Source organism: Streptomyces sp. P5F9, assembly GCF_057961495.1.
In genome coordinates this window covers 1-23,074 of sequence record NZ_JBXVPZ010000117.1, presented here as the reverse complement: position 1 = coordinate 23,074, position 23,074 = coordinate 1, and the positions used below count along the sequence as shown (strand labels likewise).

Here is a 23,074-nt window from a genome sequence, read left to right as displayed (position 1 = left end):
GTCCCCGCCCAACTCCCGAACAACCCCCCACCGACCGAGTCCGCGGAGGAGACAACGGCACAGATCTGGCGACTGGCCACGGCGGGGGCGGGATAGGCGGGGCCTTCTCTACCCTTGGATAGAGGCCCTGTTCCTCCGTTGCGTCGACGAATCGGCGGTAGGCCGACGGAATGCTTACGGTCATGGACATCGCTTCGCTCACCGTCGTACTCAGTGTGATCGTCGTCGTCTCGGCCTCGGTCCTCATCGCCTTCAATGAACCGCCGCTGTGGGTCTACGTGTTGAGCTGTGCGGGGTCGTTTCCGTTGAGCGGCGTCCTGATGCGCCAGGCCGTCTTCGCGTCCGTCATCGAGGACGGTTCGGCCGCCGCGTGGGCGCTGCGGCTGGTCGGCGCCTTCACCGTCGCCGTCGTCCTGAGCTTCCTCTTCGGCAAGGACAGCCGCGCGGGTACGGAGAGCGCCACCCGGCGGGCACGGCGGTCCGGCGTCCACTGATCTTCATGAACTTCCTCTCGTCATGACCTCCTTACGAACCCAGGACGTCGACCAAGCGTGCACCTTATGGCCGTTTCGTCCCCCTGATCTCGGTCTAGCGTTGCGAATCGTCCGGCGACGAGCGTGAGAAGCCCGCCGGCCCCCATTCCCCTTTTCCACAAGAGGAGTACGCACGCATGACCCTCGCCACCCGCGCCATCGCCACCTGCGCCGCCCTCGCCGCAGCCGCCCTCTTCGCCGCACCCGCGGCCGTCGCCGCCGACGCGCACCACGCCCCCGACTCCCGTGCTCAACTGCGCGGCAGCTCAGCCGTGTTCGTGCAGAGCGACGACACGGCCGCGAACACCGTCGTGGCCTACGCCCGCGCCGCCGACGGCGCCCTCGCCCAGAAGGGCGTCTACTCCACCGGCGGCAAGGGCGGCATGCTGGCCGGCACCGTCGCCGACCACCTCGCCTCGCAGGGGTCGCTCGCCTACGACCGTCACAACCAGCTGCTCTACGCGGTGAACGCGGGCAGCGACACCGTGACCGTCTTCGCCGTGCACGGCACCCGTCTCCAGCGGGTCCAGGAGATCTCCAGCGGCGGGAGTTTCCCGGTCAGCGTCACCTTCCACGGCAACCGGGTCTACGTCGCCAACACGCTCGGCGGCGGTTCCGTACAGGGCTTCGTGCGGACCGGCGAACGGCTGGTGAAGGTCCCCTCCTGGCACCGCGACCTCGGCCTGGACAAGGCGACTTCGGCCGTCGGGCAGATCTCCTTCACCCCGGACGGTTCGAAGCTCGTCGTCACCACCAAGGCCTCGGGGCAGAGCATCGACGTCTTCCCGGTCGGCGTGCACAGCGGACCGTCCGCCCAACCCGTGGTGACCCCGACCCCCGGCGCCGTGCCGTTCGGTTTCGCCTTCGACTCCGCCGGGCGGATCCGGGTGACGGAGGCCGGAACGAACTCGGTGGGCACCTTCACGGTCGGCCGCGACGGCAGACTCACCACCAAGGGGACCGTCCCGACGGGCCAGACCGCCACCTGCTGGGCGGTGACCGCCGGCAACCACCTCTACGTCTCCAACGCCGGCAGCGGCACCCTCTCCGGCTACCGGGTGGGCGCCCAGGGCGAGTTGACCGCACTGGGCAACACGGTCACTGACGCGGGCACGGTCGACGCGGCCGCCTCGTCGGACGGCCGGTACCTGTACGTCCAGACCGGCGTGAAGGGGGTCGTGGACGAGTTCCGGGTCAGTGCCAACGGCTCGCTCACCGCGATCGGTTCGGTCGTGGTGCCGGGGGCGGTGGGCGGCGAGGGCATCGTCGCCGGCTGATCAACCAGCCCTACCGGTAGGCGAGTCCGGGAGTCCGGGAGTCCGGGAATCCAACGGCCCCCTGTGCCGCCGGGTTCCCGGACCTCGCGTCACCCCACCCGTCACCCCGGCGCCCGTCAGACCAGCCCCGTGACCGTCACCGTCACCATCGGCGCCGTCTGCGGGGACCGGGCCAACTCCAGTGCCTCCAGGCGCCGTTCGACCGTGTCCCGGACCACCCGCGCCACGTCCGCGGTCCGGGCCCGCCGTAGCGCGACGACGTGGATCTCGACGTACCAGGGACCGTCGTCGCCGTCCGGGCGGACCATGCCCAGTTCGCGGTCCGCGGCCTCCCACACCCGTTCGCGTACCCGGGCGGCGAGGTGAACTTCACCGTCAACGACGTCCATCTGCCCGACGGGCGCGAGCCCGTCCACACCGGCGAGGCCCGGGTGGAGTAGGGCGTCCGGTCAGGGGCACGGGCAGGAGTGGTGGATCCGGTGGAGAGGTGGAGGTGGACGGGCATGAACACACCGTTCGTCGGGATGATCGCGGGGATGGCCCTGGCGTTCGCCGGCTGGTTCGGCGGCTTCGGCGCCTTCCTGCTCGTGGCCGCGCTCGGCGGCCTGGGCTGGGCACTGGGCTGGTGGTTCGAACGCGGCGGCACGGTCCAGGACGTACGGGACGCGTTCGAACGGAGCCGTCGATGACCATCGCAGCGGCGCCCGCCGCACAGCGGGGCACCACCACCGTCTCGGAGCGCGCGCTCCGCAGGATCGCCGAACGCGCGACCACCGAGGCGCTCCCCGGGCACGCGGCCCGGACGACCGCGACCACCGAGCGCGTCGATGCCGCCGTGGACCGCTCGGCGGTCGAGTCCCTGGTCCGGGACGCGGTGGCCGACGTGGCCGGTGTCGGGGCGGTTCGGGTCCGGGTACGACGCCGGAGGATTGCGGTGCGGGCGGGGCTCGCCTTCGGCGACCGGGCCGAGGCGTCCGCCGCGGTGACGGCGGCCGCTCACGCCGCCATGGCCTCCCGCCGACTGTGCCGCGAGCCGCGGATACGGGTCACCGTCACCCCGGAACCGGTGTGGCAGCCGCCCAAGCCGGTCCCGGTGTCCGAAACTGTCGTAGCCACCCATGGAGTTGACGGTGGACGCACTCCGACTGCCTGACGCGCTCCGGCTGCCTGATGCACGCCAACTGCGCGGCGCCCCCGACCACATCACGCCGGTCCCCCTGAACCGCCGTACTCATCAAGAAAGTTGACCAGTGATGCGCGCCATCCACACGGCCGTCGACCGAACCGCCCTCGGCGTCACCGGACTTGGACTCCTCCTCGCCGGTTCCTGGCTCGCCGCCACGGACGGGGCCGTCGCGCGCCAGCTGCCGTCCTGGTGGCCGTCCTCCGGTACGGGTGCCGTGCTGCTGGGGCCGGGGTGGCCGGCGCACGTGCGAGGTGAGGGCTGGTGGACGCCGAGCGTGCCGGCCGGGTCGGTCGGGCTGACGTTGGTGTTCGCGTACTGGGCGCTCAGGCAAGGGAGTTCGGGTGCGGGACGGCGGCCGGCGTTGCCCTCCCCCGGCTGCACGGTACGTCCGCGGGCGCTGGGCGAGGCGGTGGCGGTGCGGGCGTCGGCCGTCCCCGGTGTGGCACGCGCGCATGCCCGGGTACTGCCCCGGCGCGGGCGGCGGCTGGAGGTGGAGCCGCGGGTGTGGCTGGACCCGGACACGACCCCGGACGCCGTACTGCCCGCCCTGCGCACGGTGACGGCGGAGGCCGAGGGCGCGGCGACGCCGTACACCACCCACACCCGACTCCGGCTGAGTGCCGCCTCGCACCGGGTACCCCATGTCCGCTGAGTCGTACGTCGGCCGGGTCCGCCGGATCGCCGGGTTCCGGCCGCCGGCGGCCTGGTGGCCCGCGCTGCGGCGGACACCGGTGTCGTTGTGGAACGACGACATCTCGGACTACGCGGCGGCCCTCACGTACTACGCGATCCTCGCGGTGCTGCCGGCGATGCTGGCCACCGTCATCGCGTTCGGCATGATCAGCCCGGACACGGCCGAGGAGTTCGTCACCCACGTCACGGCGTACGCCCCCGCCGGCTCCGGCACCGAACTGCACGCGGCCCTCACCCACGTACTCCGCACGGACCGCACCGCATGGCCCCTGCTGGTGGCGGGCGGCGTCAGCGCGCTGTGGTCGTCCACGAGTTACCTCGCCGTGTTCCGCCGCGCCCTGCACCGCATGCACGGCACCCACGACCGGCGTTCACCCTGGCGCAAGGCACCCCGCATCATCCTCACCGCGCTCGCCCTGCTCGGCCTGCTCCTCGTCGGCTCACTCACCCTGCTGCTGACCGGCCCGCTCGCGAAGGCCGTCGGCCGGATGGCCGGCGTGGACGAGACCGCCGCCTGGGCATGGGACCTGCTGCGCTGGCCGGTCCTGCTGTGTCTGGTCGCACTCCTGGTCGTGGTCGTCTTCCACACGGGCCCGGCGGGGGCGCGGCGACGCGGGCACAGCCTGCCCGGGGGCGTGCTGGCCGCTGCCCTGTGGCTGATCGTCTCCGCGGGCTTCTCCACGTACGCGACGACACTCGGCGCCTACAGCAGGCTGTACGGGTCGCTCTCGGGGAGTGTCGTGTTCCTGGTGTGGCTGTGGCTGTCGAACCTGGCGCTGCTGAGCGGGGCGCAGTTCGCGGCGGAGCTGTCCAAGGACGCCGGCTCCCGCGAGGCCGGTCAGAGCAGTACCGGGGAGGTTCCGGGCTCGTAGCTCTCCTCGGGCAGCGGGCCGGGGACGGCGGCCGGGTCGAGCAGGTGGGCGACGAGGGCCGAGGCCGTCTGGTGCCAGAAGCCGTAACGGCGCAGCATCCCATGGTCGCCCCCGGCGATCACCGCCATGCCGGCCCGCGCCGCCCCCTCGTCCCGGGCCCGGCGTACGCAGTCGGCCGTTTCGGTGGGCGAGGTGACGTGGTCCCGTTCGCCGTGCAGGGCGACGATGTGGCGGCCCGCCGTCTGCTCGACCGGTTCGCCCGGTGGCCACCAGGGGGCGAGGGCGACCACGCCGTGGACCTGGGGGTGGCCGGCGGCGTGCAGGGCGGCCCGGCCGCCCATGGAGTGGCCGAGCAGCACGGTCGGTACGGGGCCGGCGAGTTCGGCGAGGGCCTCCAGCGCGCGCAGGGTGTCCCGGGCCGGGTCGGCACGGTCGCCGTTCCAGCCGCGCACGCGGTAACGGGCCTGGGCGACCAGGACGTCCTGGTGCGGGAGCGCGGCGACCACCGCGCGTACGACCGGGCCCACGCGCAGCGCGGCCAACTGCCATGGCCGGGCGGGGCGTTCACTCTTCTCCTGGCCGCCGTGCAGCACCAGGACGGCGGCCTTCGGGCGCGGCGGACGCCGTCGTAGCGCCAACGGAACGTGCTGTTCGCTCCGTTCCGTTGGTTCGATTGGTTCGGTTGATTTGGTCGGTTCAGTCGGTTCGGTCTGTTCGGCCGCCACAGTCACCCGCTGCCCACTCGTACGAAACCCCCGGGTCGTCGACCCGGAGGTTAAGTGTCGTTGAGGGCGGGACGTCGCTAGCGCGTGGGGGCCGAGCCGTCGTAGACGTGGTCGGGGGTGGCGATCTGGGTGATCGCGCGGGCGAGCAGCGTGGACGGCTCCTGGCCCCCGGTGGTGATGTCGGTGTTGATCAGCACGACCAGGGTCGCCTTGAGGGCGGGGAGGTAGACGGTCACGGACTCGTAGCCCGGGATGGAACCGTTGTGCCCGATCCAGCCGCCGGTCTCGAAGATGCCGAGGCCGTAGGTGAGGCCGGGGAATCCGGTCGGCAGCGTCTTCAGCCGCTGCTTCTGGGTCTCGGGGCTGAGCAGTTCCCCGGTGGCGACGGTCTTCGCCCAGCTGCGCAGGTCGTGCATGGTCGAGATCATCGCGCCGGCCGACCAGCCCCAACTCGGGTTCCAGTCGGTGGAGTCGGCGACCGCGCCGGTCAGCGTCTGGTTGGTGTAGCCGTGGGCGTGCGGCTCGGGGAACTCGCGGACGTCGGGGCCGTCGGGGAACAGCGTCTGGTCGAGGTGGGCCGGGCGCAGCACCCGCCGGTCGATGACGTCGGCGACGTGGTGGCCGGTGACCTTCTCGATCACCAGGCCGAGGAGGACGAGGTTGCTGTTGTTGTAGACGAACACCTTGCCCGGCGCGGCGGTGTTGCGGTGCTTGAAGCCGTACGCGAGCAGCTCACGCGGGGTGAACGTGCGTGTCGGGTCGCTCAGCAGGTCGTGCGCGAAGTCGGCGTCGGCGCTGTACGGGAACAGCCCGCTGCGCATCTCGGCCAGGTGGCGCAGGGTGATGTGACGGCCGTTCGGCACGCCGTGGACGTAGCGCGAGATCGGGTCGTCCAGCCCGATCCGCCGCTCGTCGACCAGCTGGAGCAGCGCGGTGACCGTGAAGGTCTTGGTCTCGCTGCCGATCCGCGAGTAGAAGTCGGTGCTCATCGGCTGCCGCGTGACCTTGTCGGCGACACCGGTCGCGCGGACGTAGCAGCCCTTGCCGGGCATCCACAGCCCGACGGCGACGCCGGGGATGGCCGCCTTCTTGCGGACGTCCGCGATGGCCTTGTCGAGCCGGGCGGTGACGCCCCGGCCGAGGCCGTCGGACGAGCAGTGGTCCTGGTCGTGCGGGGCGGGGTGGACCACTGCGGTGGCATTGGCGGAGGTCGCCATCACCGGGGCGGCCAGTACGGACGCGGCCAGCAGCGCGGCTGCCAGGAGGCGTCGGGAGCGGGTACGTCGCATGTGAGGGCGCTTCTTCCGGATCGGGGGTGGGGGTGCCACGGCACCATCCGGAGTCGGGCGGGGGGCCCACCTGCGGTACGCGTCCCTGCGAGTCCACTCGATCGGACCGGTGTTCGGCCGCAACACCGGGCCACGGCATGAGGGCGTCTATCGCCGCATGGGCCCTGCGGCTCGCCGTCACGCGGGCGCCGGTGACGACCACACCACACCACCGACGAGCCCGCGGCCTCTCGTCCGACGGCCTGAACCTCGTACCCCGCTTGGTCATGCCCATGCTGTTAGGCTCGCTTCCCTTACGCGCATGGGGGAGCCGTCGGGGGGCCGGGGGAAAATGCCAGGGCGTTGCCGTACGTCCGCCATGCCTTCTTCTTGCCCTCTGGAGGAATCGTGGCTCGACTCGGCCGACGTCGGCACAGACAGAGACCCTCGTTCGGGGCGGGTCAGGCGCGCCTCGTCCCGCCACCGGCGCGTGTCGCGGCCGTCCTGGCGGCGGCACTGACGCTCAGTCTCCCCCTTGCCGCCCTGCCGTCCCCGGCCTTCGCCACCGTGGCCGGAGAAGTCGTGGTGGACGCCGCGCCCCGTGCCGTTCCCAGGGCCACACAGATCCTCGACGCGGGGACCAGCGGCTTCCTCTGGGCCCAGGAGGGCGACGACCGGCTGCTGTGGACGGACTACGTCTCCGGTACCACGACCGCGCTGGAGCAACGGCTCGACGCCCCGCTCGCGTACGACATCGACACCGGCTACTTCACCCACGCCGCCTCCTTCAAGACCGGTTATTACGGGGACGGTTCTGACACCGTCGCCCTCTACTCGGCGGTGGACGCCCGGGTCACCCTCCTCAAGAGCGCGGGCGCCTCGGGCAGCACCGGCGTGGTGCCGGTTCCCGACGGCTCCACCTACCAGGGCACCTTCGGCGACACGGTCCTCACCAGCACCGACGCCGCCGACGGCAACCCGAACGCCTATCAGTTGTGGCGCGTCCAGGACGGGGGCCAGGCCACTCGGACCGCCGTCACCGGGCTGCCCGACAGCGCCGCCAACGTCCAGGTCGAGGACGGCGACGCGCGATCCGTCATCCTCCGCTACGACACCGGCGCCGACGGGGACGGCTACAGCCACTGGGGCCTCGTCGACCTCTCCACCGGCGTCCTCAGCGCGCTGCCCGACCGCGTCGACGCCGACAACGGCTGGGAGGTCAGCGGCTTCCGGCTGGGCGCCGACTCGGTGGTGCGGGTGCGGAGCGGGCGCAGCAAGGTCGACGTGTACGACCGTGCCGACCTGTCCGCCGCACCGCGCACGTTCGACACGGCCTCCCTGACATACGAGGCCACGTACGGGATCGTCGGCGACAAGCTGCTCGGCGTGGAACCGGTGTGGCCCGGCAACAACCTGTACCGCGGCCAGCCCCTGTGGGCCCTGAGCTCCGACGGCACGGACACGTCCATGGCCAAGGTCATGGACCCGGCCGCCCACCAGATCGTCCAGGCTCCGGACGGTTCCGTCCTCGTGGCGGGGGCCGCCACGTACGTCGAGCGGGGCGACCTCGACTGGGGCGTGTACCGGATCGCCAAGGGCGCCGACGGCTCGGTCACCCGCAGCCGTGTGACCGCCGTGGAGCCGATGCCCGCGACGGTGAACGGACTCGCGCTCGGCAGCGGCGTCCTCACCGCGGCCGGCAACAGCACGCTGTACGAGCCGTCCACGGTCGAGGGCGCGTACCGCAGCACCTGGCTCGCCACCGGCGCCACCCCCGGCGTGGTCACGTCGAGTGTGGACGCCCTGGTCAACGGCCGGGACGGCAATGAGCTGCTGGCCGACGGCACCGGCCGGCACGGCCGCGTGGACTCCACCGAGTCCGGCCTGACCATGCTGTACGCCAACGGCGCCAACGGCTGGGGCCCCACCCTCGACACCGGCGACGACTCCCCGCAGCTGAAGGGTCTCTCCGGGCGGTACGCGATCGTCGACGGGGCGTCCTCCGGTCAGCAGTACGTCGCCGAGTTCCCCGTGGACGGGACGGCGCCGAAGGTGCTCCAGAAGCGCGACCGGGTCGCCGCCGCCGTGTGGGGCGACACCCTGTGGAGCGGGACGGCCACCGGGGGCACGATCACGGCCACCGGGCTCCCGTCCGGCAGCGCGGGAGAGTCCTTCACCACCCGCAACGGCTGCACCCCGGCCGACCTCCAGGCCGTGGGCCGCTGGGTGTACTGGACCTGCGAGGACTTCGGGGGCGTCTCTCGGGGCGCGGGAGTCTACGACCGTACGACGAAGCGGACGGCGACCGCTCCCCAGGGCGGGGTCCTGCTCGGCGACGGCTACCTGGTCCAGCATCTCGCCGGCACCGGGTCGACCAGCGGGCTGACACTCTTCGACCTGCACGGCGGACTGCCGTCGAGCGGCGCCTACACCGATCTGCCGAGCCACAAGGTGGCCGACTGGACCGAGGTCGGCAAGGACAAGGGCCGGATCGGGACCGACTGGACCGTGGACCGCTTCGGCGGCGGCGTCGCGTACACCGACACCGAGCAGCGCGTCCATGTCGTGCCGGCCGGCTTCCCGGCGTCCGCGCTGACCGCGATCGACTCCACGGTCACCGCCAACACCGCGAGCTGGTCCGGTACTTGGTGGCTGTCGAAGCCCGCCGCCGGATGGCAGGTGGCGGTCCGCGACACGGCCGGAACCACCGTGCGCACCTTGTCCGGCGCCGACGCCCGCGGGCTGCTGAAGGCCGCCTGGGACGGGAAGGACTCCGCGGGCCGCCTCGTCCCCAACGGCACCTACACCTGGACGCTCACCGCCCGGCCCGCCGACGGCAAGGGCGCCGTCCTCACCCGTTCCGGCAGTCTCACGGTGACGGCGGGAGCGGCGGCACCGCGCGACTACGCGGGCAACGACGGCGTCGGTGACCTCGTCACCCTCAGCTCCTCCGGCACCCTCACCGTCCAACGCGGCACCGGCAAGGGCACGTTGGGCAGCAAGGTGTCCGGCAACGGCTGGCCGACGAGCGCGAAGTCCGTGCCGTACGGCGATCTCGACGGCGACCGGTGCAACGACATCCTGGTCCGGCTGAACAGCGGCGCGCTGCGCGCCTACCACCCCGCCTGCGGCAAGGCTCCGACGCCGACGACCCGGTACACCTCGCTCGGCACCTCCGGCTGGAACCAGTACGACGTGCTGACCTCGACCGGTGACGTGACCAAGGACGGCCGCCCGGACCTGATCGCGCGCGACACGGCGACCGGGGCCGTCTACCTGTACAAGGGCACCAGTACCGGGAAGTTGTCGGCGCGCGTGAAGCTGTACGCGGACTGGAAGACGTACAAGAAGGTCGTCGGCGCCGGCGACCTCAACGGTGACGGCATCGGCGACCTGCTCGTCCAGGACAAGGCGAACAACCTGTACCGCTACAACGGCACCGGCAAGGGGACGTTCGGGGCGCGGGTGAAGGTGTTCTCCGACTGGGGCGGGTCGTACAACGCGGTCGTCGGGGTCGGCGACATCACCGGGGACGGGAAGGCCGATCTGGTCTCGCGCGACACCGGTGGCAACGTGTGGCGCAACAGTGGCAACGGCAAGGGCTCGTTCGGCGGCCGTACGAAGATCGCTTCGGGCTGGCAGGCGTACAAGTCCGTCGCGTGAGCCGTCTCGTTCCGTCGCGAAGGCCCGGGTCGTCGACCCGGGCCTTCCGCTGTCTCCCGTGTCCGGCTCAGTACGCGCGGATCGCATCCGCGGGCGGTGTCCGCAGCGCCTGCCGGGTGGGGAGTTCGATGGTGAGGAAGGCCGTGACGGTGACCGTGAGCGCCAGCCCCGGCAGCAGCCAGACCGGACCCGCCGGCCAGGGGTGGCCGAGGAAACCCTGGCCCAGCAACGCCAGCGGGATCGCGGAGAGCAGCAGAGCCGTGGTGAGTGCCGTGGCCGCCGTCACCGCGGCCTCGCGGCGCATCATCGCCCGGATCTGGCGGGGAGTCGTGCCGTTGAGCCGGAGGGCACCCAACTCCACCCTCCGCTGGGCGGTGGCCGCGACCAGCTTGTTGGCGATGCTCAGCAGGAGATACACGAGCAGCACCACGATCGTCGCGAGGTTGATCCACACCTCGGGCGGCGCGTCCTTGAGGCCGCCGGTGGAAGGGGAGTTGGCGGGTCCGAGGGTCAGTCCGGGGCGGGCGGCCGCGAGAGCCGTGAGGTTCTGCCGCGCCTTCGCCGAACCGTCCGTACGGATCAGGAGGGACTGGTCGAGGGCCGTGGTCGTGTGCCCGGCGGCCAGGTCGTGCGACAGCACCACCGTGCCGAAGCCGAGCCCCCGCCCGTACACGGCAACTACCGTGGCGCCGACGCGAGTTCCGTCCCCGAGGACCAGATCCACCGTGTGCCCCACCGTCGCGGAACGCGTCCGCGCGACATCACTGCTGACAGCAACTGTCCTACCGGACAGCCGACTCAGGCTGCCGTCCCGTACGTCGAGGTCGAGAACACCCGCCGCGTCCGGCGTGAGGATCGTCGCGGGACCCGAGTCGACCGTCGGGTCACCGAACTGCTTGTACTCCCACACCACGGTGGTCGTCCCGACGGGAGCGGCGGCCCGTACGCCCCGCGTCTTCCGTACGGCGGCGAGCGTGTCGGCCGGCAGCCCGCCCAACCCCGGTGCGCTCAGGCGCAGTTGGGCCAGGGTGCCAGCGCTGGTGTCCTGGGCGGTGGCGGCCAGCACGGTCGTCTGCGTGAAGGTGTACGTCAGCACGAACACGACCGCCATGGCCAGCGTGGAGACGATCCCCGCGTTGCGCAGGGCGTAGGCGCGCAGGTTGGCCATCGCCAGCCAGGTCGGCGCGGAAGCCCCTGACCGCGTCGCCCGCGCCGCCGCACCGCCGATGCCCCGCACCAGCGCCGGTCCCGCCATGGCCAGCCCGATCGCCCCGATGATCCCGGCGAGGGAGGTGGCCGTAGCGCCGATGACCGTGCGGGAGAAGAGCGGCAGGGCCGACATGACCGTCGCTACGACGATGACGACCACGCCGATACGGGTCCGGGCCCGCGACGGATTGCGCGGCTCGCTCCGCGACTCGGCGACCGCCTCGGTGGCCGGCATCCGCGAGGTGCGCCACGCCGAGCAACGGGCCGACACCTGCACGGCGAGAAGCATCAGCACGATCGCCGCGAGCGCGGGCAACGGGCCGAAGGTCAGGGGCAGTTCGGCCGGGATGACCCCCCGGTCCGCGAGCAGCCCGCGGAACTGTCCGGCCAGCAGATACCCGAGCCCCACCCCGGGTGCCACGGCCACGGCGGCCACGACGGTGGACTGCGCGGCGGCCAACCGCCGGATCTGCTTCGGAGTCGCCCCGACGGCCCGCATCAACGCCAGGTCCCGCCGCTGCCCACCGATCGCCACGGCCAGCGCGCTCGCCATCACGAACCCGGTGATCAGCAGAACGATCCCGGAGAGCGACCCGGCGAGCAGCACGAGCAGCGAGCGTGAGGCTCCGGCGCCGGGTGCGGCGGTGTCGCCCCGTTCGGCCCCGGTGACGGTCAGGAGCCCGGTGCCCTTCAGCTTCGTACGGACTTCGGCGGCGACCCGTGCCTCGGCACCGGGCGCGGTGCGGAGACCGACCAGATCGACACGGTCGGAGCGACCGGACAATCCTACGGCCGTCTTGTCGGCGAAGTAGACGCCGGCGCCCGGTGCGTTGACCACCGCCGATACGCGATAGCCGCTCGCGGGACGGGAGTTGACGACGACCTGGACGCGGTCGCCCGGCTTGATGCCGGCCGCGGCGGCGGTGGCGCTGCCGACCGCGACCTCACCGGAGGAGGTCGGCGCGCTGCCGGTGACCTGCGCCTCCGCCAGCAGTTTCGTCGAGGACCAACCGTGACCCGCTACCTGAGGATCTCCGGACGACGACGGTACGACCCGACCGTGCGCGTCGACGAGAGCGGCCGGGAAGCCGATGTCGCCGACCGACGCGGTCACGCCCGGCAACTGGCCCAGTTCGCCGACCAGTTGGGCCGGGACCCTACGGCGTTCCGGCAGCGCGAGCGCCAGATCGCCGGGCGGGTGGAACTCCTGGTCGGCCGCGACCACGACCGACGCTCCGGCGAGGCGCCCGGCGGGCAGGTGGGAACGGAGGCCGGACTCGGCCAGGACGCCGGTGGCGGTGATCAGCGCCGCACCGCCGAGGACCGCGCAGGCCACGGCGATCAGCGCGGTGACGCGGTGCCCGACCATCTGTGTCGCGAGACGGAACATGGTTCAGATCCTCCCCAACTCGACGAGACGGGCGGCCAGTTCGTCGGCGGTCGGTGCCTTGAGGGCGTCGACGACCCGGCCGTCGGCCATCACCAGCACGTGGTGTGCGCGGGCGGCGGCGGCCGGGTCGTGGGTGACCATCACGACCGTCTGGTGCAGGTCGTTCACGAGGTCGCGGAGCAGGTCGAGGACCTCGTGGGCGCTGCGCAGGTCGAGCGCGCCGGTCGGTTCGTCGGCGAACACGACCGCCGGGCGGGCCACCAACGCCCGTACCACTGCGGCCCGTTGCTGCTGCCCGCCGGACAGCTCGGCCGGGCGATGGCTCAACCGGTCGGCCAGCCCGACCCGTTCCACCAGCGTGCGCAGCCAGTCGCGGTCCGCTCTACGGCCCGCGAGCCGGAGCGGCAGCGTGATGTTGTCCTCGATGGAGAGGGAGGGGATCAGGTTGTACGCCTGGAACACGAACCCCACCCGCTCGCGGCGGAGTTGGGTGCGCTTGGTCTCGTTCAGCCCGGCGATCTCGTGACCGTCGATTCGGACACTGCCCGACGTCGGGGAGTCGAGCCCGGCGGCGCAGTGCATCAGCGTGCTCTTGCCGGAACCCGAAGGCCCCATCACGGCGAGGAAAGTGCCGCGCTCCACGGTCAACGACACGTCGTCCAGGGCGCGTACGCCTCCGGGATAGGCCTTGCTGACGCCCTCCAGGGCGATCGCGGCGGAGGTCATGGCAGTTGCTGTGGTGTTCATCGCCGGCCCCGCACGTTGCGTACGACGAGGGTGCCCGCGCACAGGACGGTGACCGCGCCGCACACCAGGTGCACCCAGGTGTCGGCGCCGCCGAAGGAGGCCGCCATATTGGTGAGCGCGCTGGCCACGACCACGATCCAGAGCAGGGTGCGGGCGATGTCCCCTGGGCTGAGGCGGTCGGGTTCGGTCGTCGTCGTGTTCGGCATGGGGGCTTCTCCCGTGGTACTGAGCGGTGCGTTCCGGGGGTCCGGCTGTCGTCGTCGACGCTATGGATCAGCACCCCTCGCGGCCGATCCCGCAGCCCGCCCGGTTCGGGGTACAGCAGGCTGTACTCCCCTCTTCCTCCGCCCACGGAGAACTCACGTACGGCATAGGGTCGTTCGCATGACAGCGAGCACGAGCGAGGCGGGCGGTGGGACAGCCGCCCAAGGCGAGAGCTTCAAGGACATCGCGCTACGGACCCTGAGCGCCGCGGGCCGGGCCGTCGCCCAGCTCGCCTCCGGGCTCAACACAGCTGTGCTCGCAGCGCTGTTGCTGCTCTGGCTGGCCCTCACCGCCGTGACGAGCGTGGTCGGGGTGGGGCTGCTGATGGCCCCGGCGTCGCTGCGCGCCCTGCACGCCCTGGCCGGACGCGAACGTGACCGGCTCGCCCGCCGGGGCCCCGAGGTCGTAGCGCCGCAGCCCCCGCCCACCCGGCTGCGGGCCGCCCTCGTCGACGCCACCACCCACCGCGAACTGCGCTGGCTGCTACGGCACTCCACCCTCGGCCTGCTGCTCGGGCTGCTCGGTGTGCTGCTGCCGATCACGGCCGTGCGGGACAGCGCGTTCCCGCTGTACTGGACGTTCATGCCGGAGAACACGACGGCCACGTCGCTCGGCATCGGCAACGCGCACACCTGGCCGGACGCTCTCGCCGTGGCGCTGCTGGGCGTGGGCTGGATCGCGATCATCCTGGGGCTGGCGCCCGGCATGGCCCGGTTGCAGTCGGGCCCCGGACGCCACCTCCTCGCGGCCGGTCCCGACGTCGATCTCTCCCTGCGGGTCGCGGAGTTGACCGCGACCCGCGCCGCCGCCCTCGACGCGCACGCCACCGAACTCCGGCGTATCGAGCGGTCGTTGCACGACGGCGCGCAGAACCGCCTTGTCTCCGTAGCCGTGTTGCTCGGGGCGGCCCGCCGCATGGTGGCCCGTGACCCGGCCGACGCCGACGAACTCCTCGAACGCGCCCAGTCCGCCGCCGAGATGGCGCTGGCCGAGCTGCGGACGGTAGCGCGCGGCATCCTGCCGCCGGTACTGGCCGACCGGGGGCTCGCGGGCGCGCTCTCGGGTCTCGCCGCGGACTGCGCGGTGCCGTGCCGGATCGACGTGGACGTACCCGCACGCTGCGCGGCCTCCGTCGAGGCGACCGCCTACTTCGTCGTCGCCGAGGCCCTGACCAACATCGCCAAGCACAGCGGCGCCGCCCATGCCACGATCACGGCACGCGGCACCGGCGGCCGCCTCGTCCTGCGCGTCGAGGACGACGGGCGAGGAGGCGCTGACACGGAGGGCGGCTCGGGTCTCACCGGTATCCGCCGCCGTATCGCCGCACACGACGGCGACCTCACCCTGACCAGCCCACCGGGTGGCCCGACCGTCCTCACCGTGGATCTCCCCTGTGGCCGGTGAGTTGGGGATCGTGACGAGCAAAGGGAGCCTGCGATGGGCTACTTGAGCCGTGGAGCGTGAACTGTGGAATGTGGAATGTGGGACGTGAGACGACATGAGGCCTGACATGCGGATTGTGATCGCCGAGGACGACCCGTTGCTGCGCGAGGGCCTCGCCCTGCTGCTGCGCGCCGAGGGACTGGACGTGGTGGCCACCGCGGGCACCCCGGACGAGGCCCTCGACGCCATCGACGTCCACAAGCCGGACGTCGCCATCCTCGACGTACGGATGCCGCCGACCCACACCGACGAGGGCATCGTCGCCGCGGTCGAGGCCCGGCGCCGGCGCCCCGACCTGGCGGTGCTGGTGCTGTCGGCATACGTCGAGCAGAGCTTCGCGACCGAGCTGCTCGGCGGCGGGGTGAGCGGGCTCGGCTATCTGCTCAAGGAACGGGTGGGCCGGGTCGAGGAGTTCCTCGACGCCCTGCACCGCGTGGCAGCCGGCGGCACCGCCATCGACCCGGAGGTCGTCGCCCAGCTCTTCACCCGCTCCCGCCAGGACACCCGCCTCGACCGGCTCAGCCCCCGCGAACGGGACGTACTCGCCCTGATGGCCGAGGGGTTGGGCAACTCCGCCATCGCCGGGAAGCTCGTCGTCACCGACGGCGCCGTCCACAAACACATCCGCAGCATCTTCGCCAAGCTCGACCTGTCCCCGACGGACCAGGTGGACCGCCGGGTCGCGGCCGTCCTGCGCTACCTGGAGGATCTACGGCGGCTGGGCTGAGGTTTTCCCCACACCCTTGGTACAGCTGGCTGTACACCGGACCGGCCTGCGCACTGGATCGATCACCGCGCGCCGTCTCCCTAGGTTGGTGAACACACCGGAACACACCGCGAGTCCGGTGTTCCGGACCACCAACTCCTAAGGGGACAGCCCATGATGACGATCCGTCACCTCACCGCCGTAGCGGCACTGGCCGCGCTCGGCCTCGGCCTGGCGACACCCGCGGCGAGCGCGAAGGACGGCGCGAGCTCCACGAAGTCCCGGCAGCGCACCACGCTCCAGCAGAGCGTGGACGCGATCCAGAAGACGGGCACCGTCGCCGTCGTAGCCCAGTCGACGGGCCCGGACGGACGGCGCTACGCGACCACCGGGGTCTCCGACACCGCCACGGGCCGGGCGGCCCGCGTCACCGACAAGTTCCGGATCGCGAGCAGCACCAAGGCCTTCGTGTCGACGGTGATGCTCCAACTGGTCGGCGAGGGCAGGGTGTCGCTGGACGACACGGTCGAACACTGGCTGCCCGGCACGGTGTCGGGGAACGGGAACGACGGAAACGCCATCACCGTAAGGCAGTTGCTGAGCCACACCAGCGGACTCTTCAACTACACCGCCGACTTCCCCGAGATCAGCACGGTGGCGGACTTCGAGGCCGACCGCTACACCACCTGGACCCCGCAACAGCTGGTCGGCATCGCGATGCGCCACGCCCCGGACTTCGCGCCGGGCACCCAATGGGAGTACTCCAACACGAACTACATCCTCGCCGGAATGATCATCCAGAAGGCCACCGGCCACACCTGGCAGCAGGAGGTCACCCGGCGCATCATCCGCCCGCTGGGCCTGCGTGACACGTCCGCCCCGGACACCTCGTCCCGCATCCCCGGCCAACACCTGCACGGCTACTCGGACTTCGGCGGATCCGGCCCGACCATCGACGTCACCGACGTCAACCCGACGGCCGCCGGTTCGGCCGGCGCGATGATCAGCACGACCAACGACCTCACCCGCTTCTTCTCCGCCCTCCTGGGCGGCAGGCTCCTGCACCCGGCCCAGCTCGCGGAGATGAAGACGACAGTACGAGCCGCGTCCCTGGACCCCGTCTGGCCCGGCGCCCGCTACGGCCTGGGCCTGATGGAGATCCCCCTGACCTGCGGCGGCGTCTACTACAGCCACGCCGGTGACCTGATGGGCTACACCACCCGCGACGGGGTCAGCGCGGACGGCCGCCACACCGTGGTCCTGGAGGCGACGGGCGACGGCGCGTCCGACCTGTCCACGGAAACGGCGCAGAACGCGCTGATCGACACCGAACTCTGCGCCACCGCAGGGAAGTAGCCCGACCCAGAGCGGGGCGCGCCCTGAGGATGAGAGTCGCCGGTACCGCAGTACCGGCGAGCCAGGCGAGGTTCCGCCTTCGGTCCTGTGGCCTCGGCCCGTCGCACTCGTAGTTTCGCCGCAGGACCTGGCCCGCGCCCAGGGCTTCGGCCGCGTCGAATCCCAGGACACCACCCCTGAAGACCGGACCCAGTTGCTCGCCGGCGACTGGAAGATGTGCTCCCAGATACGGGGCCCGGACCACACGCCGTGACCACCCTGGTCGCGGTGACCGTGGTGACCGTGGTGAAGAACGGCGAACGGTGTCCCCGGACATGAACTCCGAGGGAGAGAGGGCGCTTTGAGTGCCTCGGGCGGCGGTCGGGCAACCCAGTGACGAAGGCCTCGTCCTCTGGAAACGCGTCCTCGCTCCCCCTCCCGACGAGCGGGTCCGTATCGTCTGGCGGAGACCTGAGTCCAAACTCACCCCGTACCAGGGGACGTTGCGCAGTCGGGCGTGGTCGTAGCCGCCGTAGGAAAACTGTGCTTCCCCGAACGTCGCACACACAGGCGCGGTCGCGTTGCGCCCGCTCGACGCGGAGGGCCGGGCCGCGCACCAGGGGCGGTTGCTGTCCGAGGGTGACCGGCTGCTAGTCGGTCTGGCGCCCACGGTCCATGCCGGTGCGCGGACCGCCGTAGCGTCAGCGCCTTTCGAGGTCCCGGCGTGGGAGAACGGCGATCAACTGGCCCAGCGAGACGCGGTGTTGGCGGACTGCGGGAGTGCCCGGCGCGCTGCGTTCCACCGCTGTCGCGGCGGCGAGCACCGGCCGGTCGAGGTCGGCGTAGTGGCGTCGGTCCTCGACCACGTCTGCTCCGTCGGACTGCCGGACTGCCCATCGGGGTCGCGGTGTTCGCCCCGGCGGTCATGCAGGCGTGCGCCGGCCGGGTGCACGTGACCGATCGGACCGTAGGCGGGCGGGTGTTCGCGGCGCTCGCGGAGAGTTCGGTGGAGATCGGCCTGGCGGGTGTCCCGGCGGGCCGTCTCGTGCGTTCCGCGGCGGCGCACGGTCCGGCCTCGGCGCTCGAACTCGACGACGAGGACGGTCAACGCGTCGCTGTCATCACGCAGTTCGGGATGGTCGGGGAGGACGTGCACGGGACGTGGGAGGGTCTGGCGGCTTCGCTGCCTGACGCCTGATGCCTGATGCCTGGCACTAGGAAACGGCATCGCTTCCCAGCTGCCACATTTCGTAATTCCCGCATTCTGCCGTGATCTCGGCCGTCGCCTGAGCCGCGGTGACGAAGTCATCGACCACCGGCGAGGTGCGCGATGCCGCCACCGCGAGGCACACCTGCTCGGGCGCCAGATCCGGGATGGGCACATAGACGACGTCCGGATGGGAGTAGAAAACGCTCGCCGAACGGGCCAGGAACGAGATGCCGCGGCCGGCCGCGACATGCTCAAGCGTCTCGTCCACCCCGCGCACCCGGTACCCGGCGTTGGGGTGCGGGCGCCTGGTGGGCTGCGTGCTCGGGTCGGCATGCCAGATCAGGGGCTCGCCGGCCAGGTCGGCCTCGGTGAGCTCCTCCTTGCCGGCCAGCCGGTGGCCGGCGGGCAGCACCGCCACCCGCGGCTCGGCGTACAGCGGGGTGACGCGCAGGCCGGTCTCGTCGATGGGCAGCCGCACATAGGCGACGTCGATGCGGCCGTCGAGCAGCATCGGGGCCTGGTCGTCCCCGTCGATCCGCTGCACGTCCACGACCACGTCCGGGTGCCGGGCCTCGAACGCCCGCGCCGCCGGGATGACCGGGATGCCGGCCCGGAAACCGACCATCAGCCGCCGGCTGCCACGGGCGGCCACGGACACCCGGCGGCGGATCGCGTGTGTGGAGGCGAGCAGCGGACCGGCGTCGGCCAGCAGCTGTCGGCCCGCGTCGGTCAGCGCCACGCCGTGCCGATCCCTGGTGAACAGCGAGGCGCCGAGGTCCTGCTCCAGCGCGCGGATCTGCCGGCTGAGCACCGGCTGCGCGATATGCAGCTCATCGGCGGCGTGGCCGAAGTGCAACCGGTCGGCCACAGCGACGAAGTAACGCAGTTTGCGCAGGTCCAGATCCAGATCCATGACGCCTCCCGGTCCGGTGATGCATTCAGGGTATCACCACGTCCAAAAGAGGTCTTGGACACCAACTCGGGCCAGTGGCAGTCTGAATAGGTACCTGATGAGGTCGAAGCGAATTCGCTACAAGAATTCGGCACAAGAGTTCGGCACGAGAGTTCCGCACGAAAGTTCCGCACGAGAATTCGACATCGGAACTTGCCGGCAGGACCAGGCCCCGAATGAACACATCAGGAATTGAGCGCCGCCCATCGCGTCATTCGACGGTGTCGACGAAAGCAGGCAGACCAATGAGCAGCATCAGCATTATCGGCCTGGGGAACATGGCCGCCGCCCTGGCCCGCCGGGCGCTGGCCGGCGGCAACACCGTCGAGATCATCGGCCGCGACCCGGCCAAGGCCAAGGAACTGGCCGGCGCGCTCGGCGGCGCCACCGTCGGGACGGCCGGCGCCGCCCCGGCCGGGGACATCGTTGTCCTCGCCGTGCCGTACGCCGGCGCGGCGGCCGCGGTGAGCGAGTACGGGGACGCACTGCACGGCAAGGTCATCATCGACATCGCCAACCCCGTCGCCCCCGATTTCCAGAGCTTTGTCACCCCCGACGGCACTTCCGGCGCGCAGGAGATCGCCAAGGCGGCCCCCGCCGGCGCTCATGTCGTCAAGGCGTTCAACACCCTGTTCTCCCATGTTCTGGCGGCCGGCCAAACCGAGGGGCGCCCCTTGGACGTGTTCATCGCCGGCGACGACGCGCGGGCGAAGGCACGCGTGTCGGCGTTCATCGAGAGCCTGGGGCTACGTCCGATGGACATCGGGGAGCTGCCCATGGCGCGGGCATTGGAGAACGTCGCCCTGTTGCAGCTGGGCCTCGTCGCCCACTCCCTCAAGCACACCAACTTCTCCCTCGGGGTCAGCATTCTCAGCTGAGCGCACCGCACCACCGCCTCTCGCACCACCGCCTCTCGCGCCACACCACGCCACATCAGGCCGGTCGATCCACGGCCCGAGAAGAACGACCGAACGACCCCTCCACCTACTCCCGCAAGGAGCAACAGCATGCGCGTTTTCGTCACTGGCGGGACCGGCCATTCCGGTTCGTACATCGTCCCCGAGCTCATCGCCGCCGGACACGAGGTCACCGGCCTGGCCCGGTCGGACACCGCCGCGGCGGCGCTGTCCGCGCTCGGCGCGAAGGTGCGTCGCGGCGACCTCCAGGATCTCGACGGACTCAAGGAGGCGGCCGCCGACTCCGACGGCGTCATCCACGTCGCGCACAGGCAGGACCTGCTCCCCTCCGGCGGGCTCGACGCCGTGGCCGCCGCGGAACTCCCGATCATGCTCGCGTACGGCGAGGCACTCGCGGGAACCGGAAAGCCGCTGGTCGCGGCGGGGAGCATTGGCTCGGGCGGGGACCTGGGCCGGCCGGCCACCGAGGAGGACCCGGCCCTTCCCAGCGGCGACGAGTACAAGGGCACCCTGCGGGTTCGCAACATCGTGGAGAGCACCGTGATCGGCCTCGCCGAGCAGGGAGTGCGGTCCTCGATCGTGCGGATCGCCAACATCGCGCACAGCACGACCGATCGTGCCGGCTTCCTCCCCGTGCTGATCGCGCTCGCGAAGGAGAAGGGTTTCGTCGGCTACCCCGGCGACGGCGCGAACCTGTGGAACGCCGTGCACATCCGCGATGTCGCCTCCTTGTTCCGCCTGGCGCTGGAGAAGGGGCCGGCCGGCAAGTACTGGCACGCGGTCGGGGACGGGGGCATCCCGTTCCGCGAGATCGCCGAGGCCATCGGCAGCCGTCTGGACCTGCCCGTCGTCAGCGTTCCCGCGGACATACTCATGGTGCCGGGATACTTCGGATTCCTCGCGAACATAGTCACGCAGAGCTACCCGGCGTCCAATCTGACAACCCGCCGGACCCTCGGCTGGGAACCCGCCCAGCCCGGCCTGCTCGCCGATTTGGACAACGGCCATTACTTTCCCGCCGGCTGACGGCCGGCACCCGAATCACAACGAGTCGGGAAATGGCAAGGGTTCACTGTTTCGGATACTCGTCAATTCATTCGGATACCCAATTCGGATACCTATCAATTCTACGGAGTGATCATGGGAAAGCTCGATGGCAAGGTAGCGGTGATCACCGGCGGATCCACCGGCATGGCACTGGCCGGCGCCAAACTGTTCGTCGAGGAAGGAGCGCACGTCTTCATCCAGGCCCGGCGGCAGGAGGCACTGGACGACGCCGTCAAGCTGATCGGCCGCAACGTCACCGCCGTCCAGGGTGACGCGGCCGACTTGGCGGACCTGGACCGCTTGTACGACACCGTCAAGCGGGAGAAGGGCTCGATCGACGTGCTGTGGGCCAGCGCCGGCGGCGGCGAGCCCGCCCCGCTCGGCGAGATCACCGAGGCCCAGTTCGACACCTGGTTCGGGCTCAACGCCCGCGGCACCCTGTTCGCCGTCCAGAAGGCCCTCCCGCTCTTCAACGACGGCGGCTCCATCTTCATGACCGGATCCAACGCCTCCCTCGGCGCCTTCCCCGGCTGGAGCCTCTACGCGGGAAGCAAGGCCGTCCAGCAGGCCTGGGCCCGCGTCTGGCTCAACGAACTGCGCGACCGCAAGATCCGTGTCAACGTCCTGACCCCCGGCCAGGTCGCCACCGCCAAGCAGGAAGAACTGTTCGACGAGGCGACCAGGACCGCCTTCGAGTCCCTCATCCCCCGCGGGGAGATGGGCCGCCCCGAAGAGATCGCCACCATCGCCCTGTTCCTAGCCTCCGACGACTCCAGCTACGTCAACGGCCTGGAACTGGTCGCCGACGGCGGCACCACCGCCATCTGAACCACCCACCAGGAATGAACCACCAGGAATGAACCAGGAAGAGAAGAGAGGACACCTCATGAGCAGCATCACCCTCATCGGTACGGGGAACATGGCCCGCGCCATCGGCACGCTCGCGGTGGCGGGCGGCAACACCGTCGAGGTCATGGGACGCGATCAGTCCAAGGCCGATGCCGTGGCCAAGGCTCTGGGCGGCGGCGCGACGACGGGCAAGTGGGGCACAGCCCCGGCCGGGGACATCGTCATCACGGCCCTGTTGTACGACGGTGTCGTCCCGGTCGTGACCGAGTACGGCGACGCCCTCGCGGGCAAGGTCATCGTCGACATCAGCAACCCCTTCAACGCCACGTTCGACGGACTGGCCCACAGCGAGGAGACCTCGGTCGCGCAGGAAGTCGCCAAGGTGGCCCCGGCCGGCGCCAGCGTGGTGAAGGGGTTCAACACCATCTTCCGCAATGTCCTGGAGAAGGGCCGGCCCAGCGTCTTCATCGCCGGCGACAGCGCACAGGCCAAGACGGACGTGGCGGCATTCATCGAGAGCCTGGGGCTGCGCCCGCTGGACGTCGGCGGCCTGAAAATGGCGCACTGGCTGGAAGGAATGGGCCTGGTCACGGTGGCCCTCGCCGGCAACGGGGTCGGCCACTGGGACTTCGCCCTCGGCGTCGACGAATTCACCGGCTGAGCCCTCGGAGCCCCGAGTCGCCGCGCATGGCTGCTTCTCCCGCAGGTCCTCGTCCTCGGCGGCCGACGCGGGTGGGCGAGGAGAGGACGCCCCCCGCCCACCCGCGTCGGCCGCCGAGGACGAGGAC

General features: G+C 71.3%; 23 protein-coding genes. 15 read left to right on the top strand and 8 right to left on the bottom strand.

What is annotated here, in order from left to right; genetic code table 11:
• Positions 1–182: 182 nt before the first annotated feature.
• Together AC31A1_RS20360 and AC31A1_RS20355 are read left to right on the top strand one after the other, a co-directional pair.
• Positions 183–494, top strand: a complete 312-nt coding sequence (locus AC31A1_RS20360; RefSeq protein ID WP_489654669.1) for a hypothetical protein — start codon at positions 183–185, stop codon at positions 492–494.
• Positions 495–670: 176 nt separating this feature from the next.
• A complete protein-coding gene (locus AC31A1_RS20355; RefSeq protein ID WP_489654668.1) occupies positions 671–1,810 on the top strand; it encodes a lactonase family protein in 1,140 nt (379 codons plus the stop codon).
• A 116-nt stretch (positions 1,811–1,926) separates the two neighbouring features.
• On the opposite strand, the gene AC31A1_RS20350 is transcribed toward AC31A1_RS20355, so the two are convergent.
• Positions 1,927–2,199: a hypothetical protein gene (locus AC31A1_RS20350; RefSeq protein WP_489654667.1), complete on the bottom strand. Its 273-nt coding sequence runs from the start codon at positions 2,197–2,199 to the stop codon at positions 1,927–1,929.
• 114 nt (positions 2,200–2,313) lie between these two features.
• Here AC31A1_RS20350 and AC31A1_RS20345 point away from each other — a divergent pair, with 114 nt between their 5' ends.
• The 4 genes from AC31A1_RS20345 (at position 2,314) to AC31A1_RS20330 (ending at position 4,561) form a co-directional block, all read left to right on the top strand.
• Positions 2,314–2,499: a hypothetical protein gene (locus tag AC31A1_RS20345; protein WP_489654666.1), complete on the top strand. Its 186-nt coding sequence runs from the start codon at positions 2,314–2,316 to the stop codon at positions 2,497–2,499.
• Positions 2,496–2,963: a DUF6286 domain-containing protein gene (locus tag AC31A1_RS20340; RefSeq protein WP_489654665.1), complete on the top strand. Its 468-nt coding sequence runs from the start codon at positions 2,496–2,498 to the stop codon at positions 2,961–2,963. Before AC31A1_RS20345 ends, AC31A1_RS20340 begins: the two co-directional genes overlap by 4 nt.
• A 100-nt stretch (positions 2,964–3,063) precedes the next feature.
• Positions 3,064–3,648: a hypothetical protein gene (locus AC31A1_RS20335; protein ID WP_489654664.1), complete on the top strand. Its 585-nt coding sequence runs from the start codon at positions 3,064–3,066 to the stop codon at positions 3,646–3,648.
• Positions 3,638–4,561, top strand: a complete 924-nt coding sequence (locus tag AC31A1_RS20330; protein ID WP_489654663.1) for a YihY/virulence factor BrkB family protein — start codon at positions 3,638–3,640, stop codon at positions 4,559–4,561. The genes AC31A1_RS20335 and AC31A1_RS20330 overlap by 11 nt, the downstream gene beginning before the upstream one ends.
• On the opposite strand, the gene AC31A1_RS20325 is transcribed toward AC31A1_RS20330, so the two are convergent.
• Both AC31A1_RS20325 and AC31A1_RS20320 read right to left on the bottom strand, forming a co-directional pair.
• Positions 4,528–5,199 (bottom strand): alpha/beta fold hydrolase, encoded by a 672-nt coding sequence (locus AC31A1_RS20325; protein ID WP_489654662.1) that lies wholly within the window; start codon positions 5,197–5,199, stop codon positions 4,528–4,530. The two genes, AC31A1_RS20330 and AC31A1_RS20325, sit on opposite strands and share 34 nt — an antisense overlap.
• Before the next feature lie 164 nt (positions 5,200–5,363).
• A complete protein-coding gene (locus tag AC31A1_RS20320; protein WP_489654661.1) occupies positions 5,364–6,575 on the bottom strand; it encodes a serine hydrolase domain-containing protein in 1,212 nt (403 codons plus the stop codon).
• 387 nt (positions 6,576–6,962) lie between these two features.
• On the opposite strand from AC31A1_RS20320, the gene AC31A1_RS20315 reads away from it, so the two are divergent.
• Positions 6,963–10,217: an FG-GAP-like repeat-containing protein gene (locus tag AC31A1_RS20315; RefSeq protein ID WP_489654660.1), complete on the top strand. Its 3,255-nt coding sequence runs from the start codon at positions 6,963–6,965 to the stop codon at positions 10,215–10,217.
• Positions 10,218–10,284: 67 nt separating this feature from the next.
• Here the strand turns inward: AC31A1_RS20315 and AC31A1_RS20310 are convergent, their stop codons facing one another.
• From AC31A1_RS20310 to AC31A1_RS20300, 3 genes are read right to left on the bottom strand one after another with little or no spacing between them, the layout of a single operon-like run.
• Complete coding sequence (locus AC31A1_RS20310; RefSeq protein ID WP_489654659.1) at positions 10,285–12,816, bottom strand: ABC transporter permease; 2,532 nt, start codon at positions 12,814–12,816, stop codon at positions 10,285–10,287.
• Positions 12,817–12,819: 3 nt separating this feature from the next.
• Positions 12,820–13,563: an ABC transporter ATP-binding protein gene (locus AC31A1_RS20305; protein WP_489654658.1), complete on the bottom strand. Its 744-nt coding sequence runs from the start codon at positions 13,561–13,563 to the stop codon at positions 12,820–12,822.
• Entirely contained in the window at positions 13,560–13,769 is a 210-nt protein-coding gene (locus AC31A1_RS20300) for a hypothetical protein (protein WP_489654657.1), read from the bottom strand. Before AC31A1_RS20300 ends, AC31A1_RS20305 begins: the two co-directional genes overlap by 4 nt.
• A gap of 178 nt (positions 13,770–13,947) precedes the next feature.
• On the opposite strand from AC31A1_RS20300, the gene AC31A1_RS20295 reads away from it, so the two are divergent.
• From AC31A1_RS20295 to AC31A1_RS20285, 3 genes are all read left to right on the top strand, one after another.
• A complete protein-coding gene (locus AC31A1_RS20295) occupies positions 13,948–15,231 on the top strand; it encodes a sensor histidine kinase (RefSeq protein ID WP_489654656.1) in 1,284 nt (427 codons plus the stop codon).
• A gap of 106 nt (positions 15,232–15,337) precedes the next feature.
• Entirely contained in the window at positions 15,338–15,997 is a 660-nt protein-coding gene (locus AC31A1_RS20290) for a response regulator transcription factor (RefSeq protein ID WP_489654655.1), read from the top strand.
• Positions 15,998–16,150: 153 nt separating this feature from the next.
• Positions 16,151–17,332 (top strand): serine hydrolase domain-containing protein, encoded by a 1,182-nt coding sequence (locus AC31A1_RS20285; RefSeq protein ID WP_489654654.1) that lies wholly within the window; start codon positions 16,151–16,153, stop codon positions 17,330–17,332.
• A gap of 680 nt (positions 17,333–18,012) precedes the next feature.
• Here AC31A1_RS20285 and AC31A1_RS20280 read toward each other — a convergent pair.
• The gene (locus AC31A1_RS20280) at positions 18,013–18,177 is read right to left on the bottom strand and encodes a hypothetical protein (protein WP_489654653.1); all 165 of its coding nucleotides are present in this window, start codon (positions 18,175–18,177) and stop codon (positions 18,013–18,015) included.
• Positions 18,178–18,263: 86 nt separating this feature from the next.
• On the opposite strand from AC31A1_RS20280, the gene AC31A1_RS20275 reads away from it, so the two are divergent.
• Positions 18,264–18,509 (top strand): hypothetical protein, encoded by a 246-nt coding sequence (locus AC31A1_RS20275; protein WP_489654652.1) that lies wholly within the window; start codon positions 18,264–18,266, stop codon positions 18,507–18,509.
• A 16-nt stretch (positions 18,510–18,525) separates the two neighbouring features.
• Here the strand turns inward: AC31A1_RS20275 and AC31A1_RS20270 are convergent, their stop codons facing one another.
• Positions 18,526–19,428 (bottom strand): LysR family transcriptional regulator, encoded by a 903-nt coding sequence (locus tag AC31A1_RS20270; RefSeq protein WP_489654670.1) that lies wholly within the window; start codon positions 19,426–19,428, stop codon positions 18,526–18,528.
• Between the two features lie 290 nt (positions 19,429–19,718).
• Here AC31A1_RS20270 and AC31A1_RS20265 point away from each other — a divergent pair, with 290 nt between their 5' ends.
• From AC31A1_RS20265 to AC31A1_RS20250, 4 genes are all read left to right on the top strand, one after another.
• On the top strand, positions 19,719–20,351 hold the full coding sequence (locus AC31A1_RS20265; protein WP_489654651.1) for an NADPH-dependent F420 reductase: 633 nt from the start codon (positions 19,719–19,721) through the stop codon (positions 20,349–20,351).
• 129 nt (positions 20,352–20,480) lie between these two features.
• Positions 20,481–21,416 (top strand): SDR family oxidoreductase, encoded by a 936-nt coding sequence (locus AC31A1_RS20260; RefSeq protein WP_489654650.1) that lies wholly within the window; start codon positions 20,481–20,483, stop codon positions 21,414–21,416.
• Positions 21,417–21,530: 114 nt separating this feature from the next.
• A complete protein-coding gene (locus AC31A1_RS20255; RefSeq protein WP_489654649.1) occupies positions 21,531–22,265 on the top strand; it encodes an SDR family NAD(P)-dependent oxidoreductase in 735 nt (244 codons plus the stop codon).
• Between the two features lie 58 nt (positions 22,266–22,323).
• On the top strand, positions 22,324–22,947 hold the full coding sequence (locus AC31A1_RS20250; RefSeq protein ID WP_489654648.1) for an NADPH-dependent F420 reductase: 624 nt from the start codon (positions 22,324–22,326) through the stop codon (positions 22,945–22,947).
• Positions 22,948–23,074 lie beyond the last annotated feature (127 nt).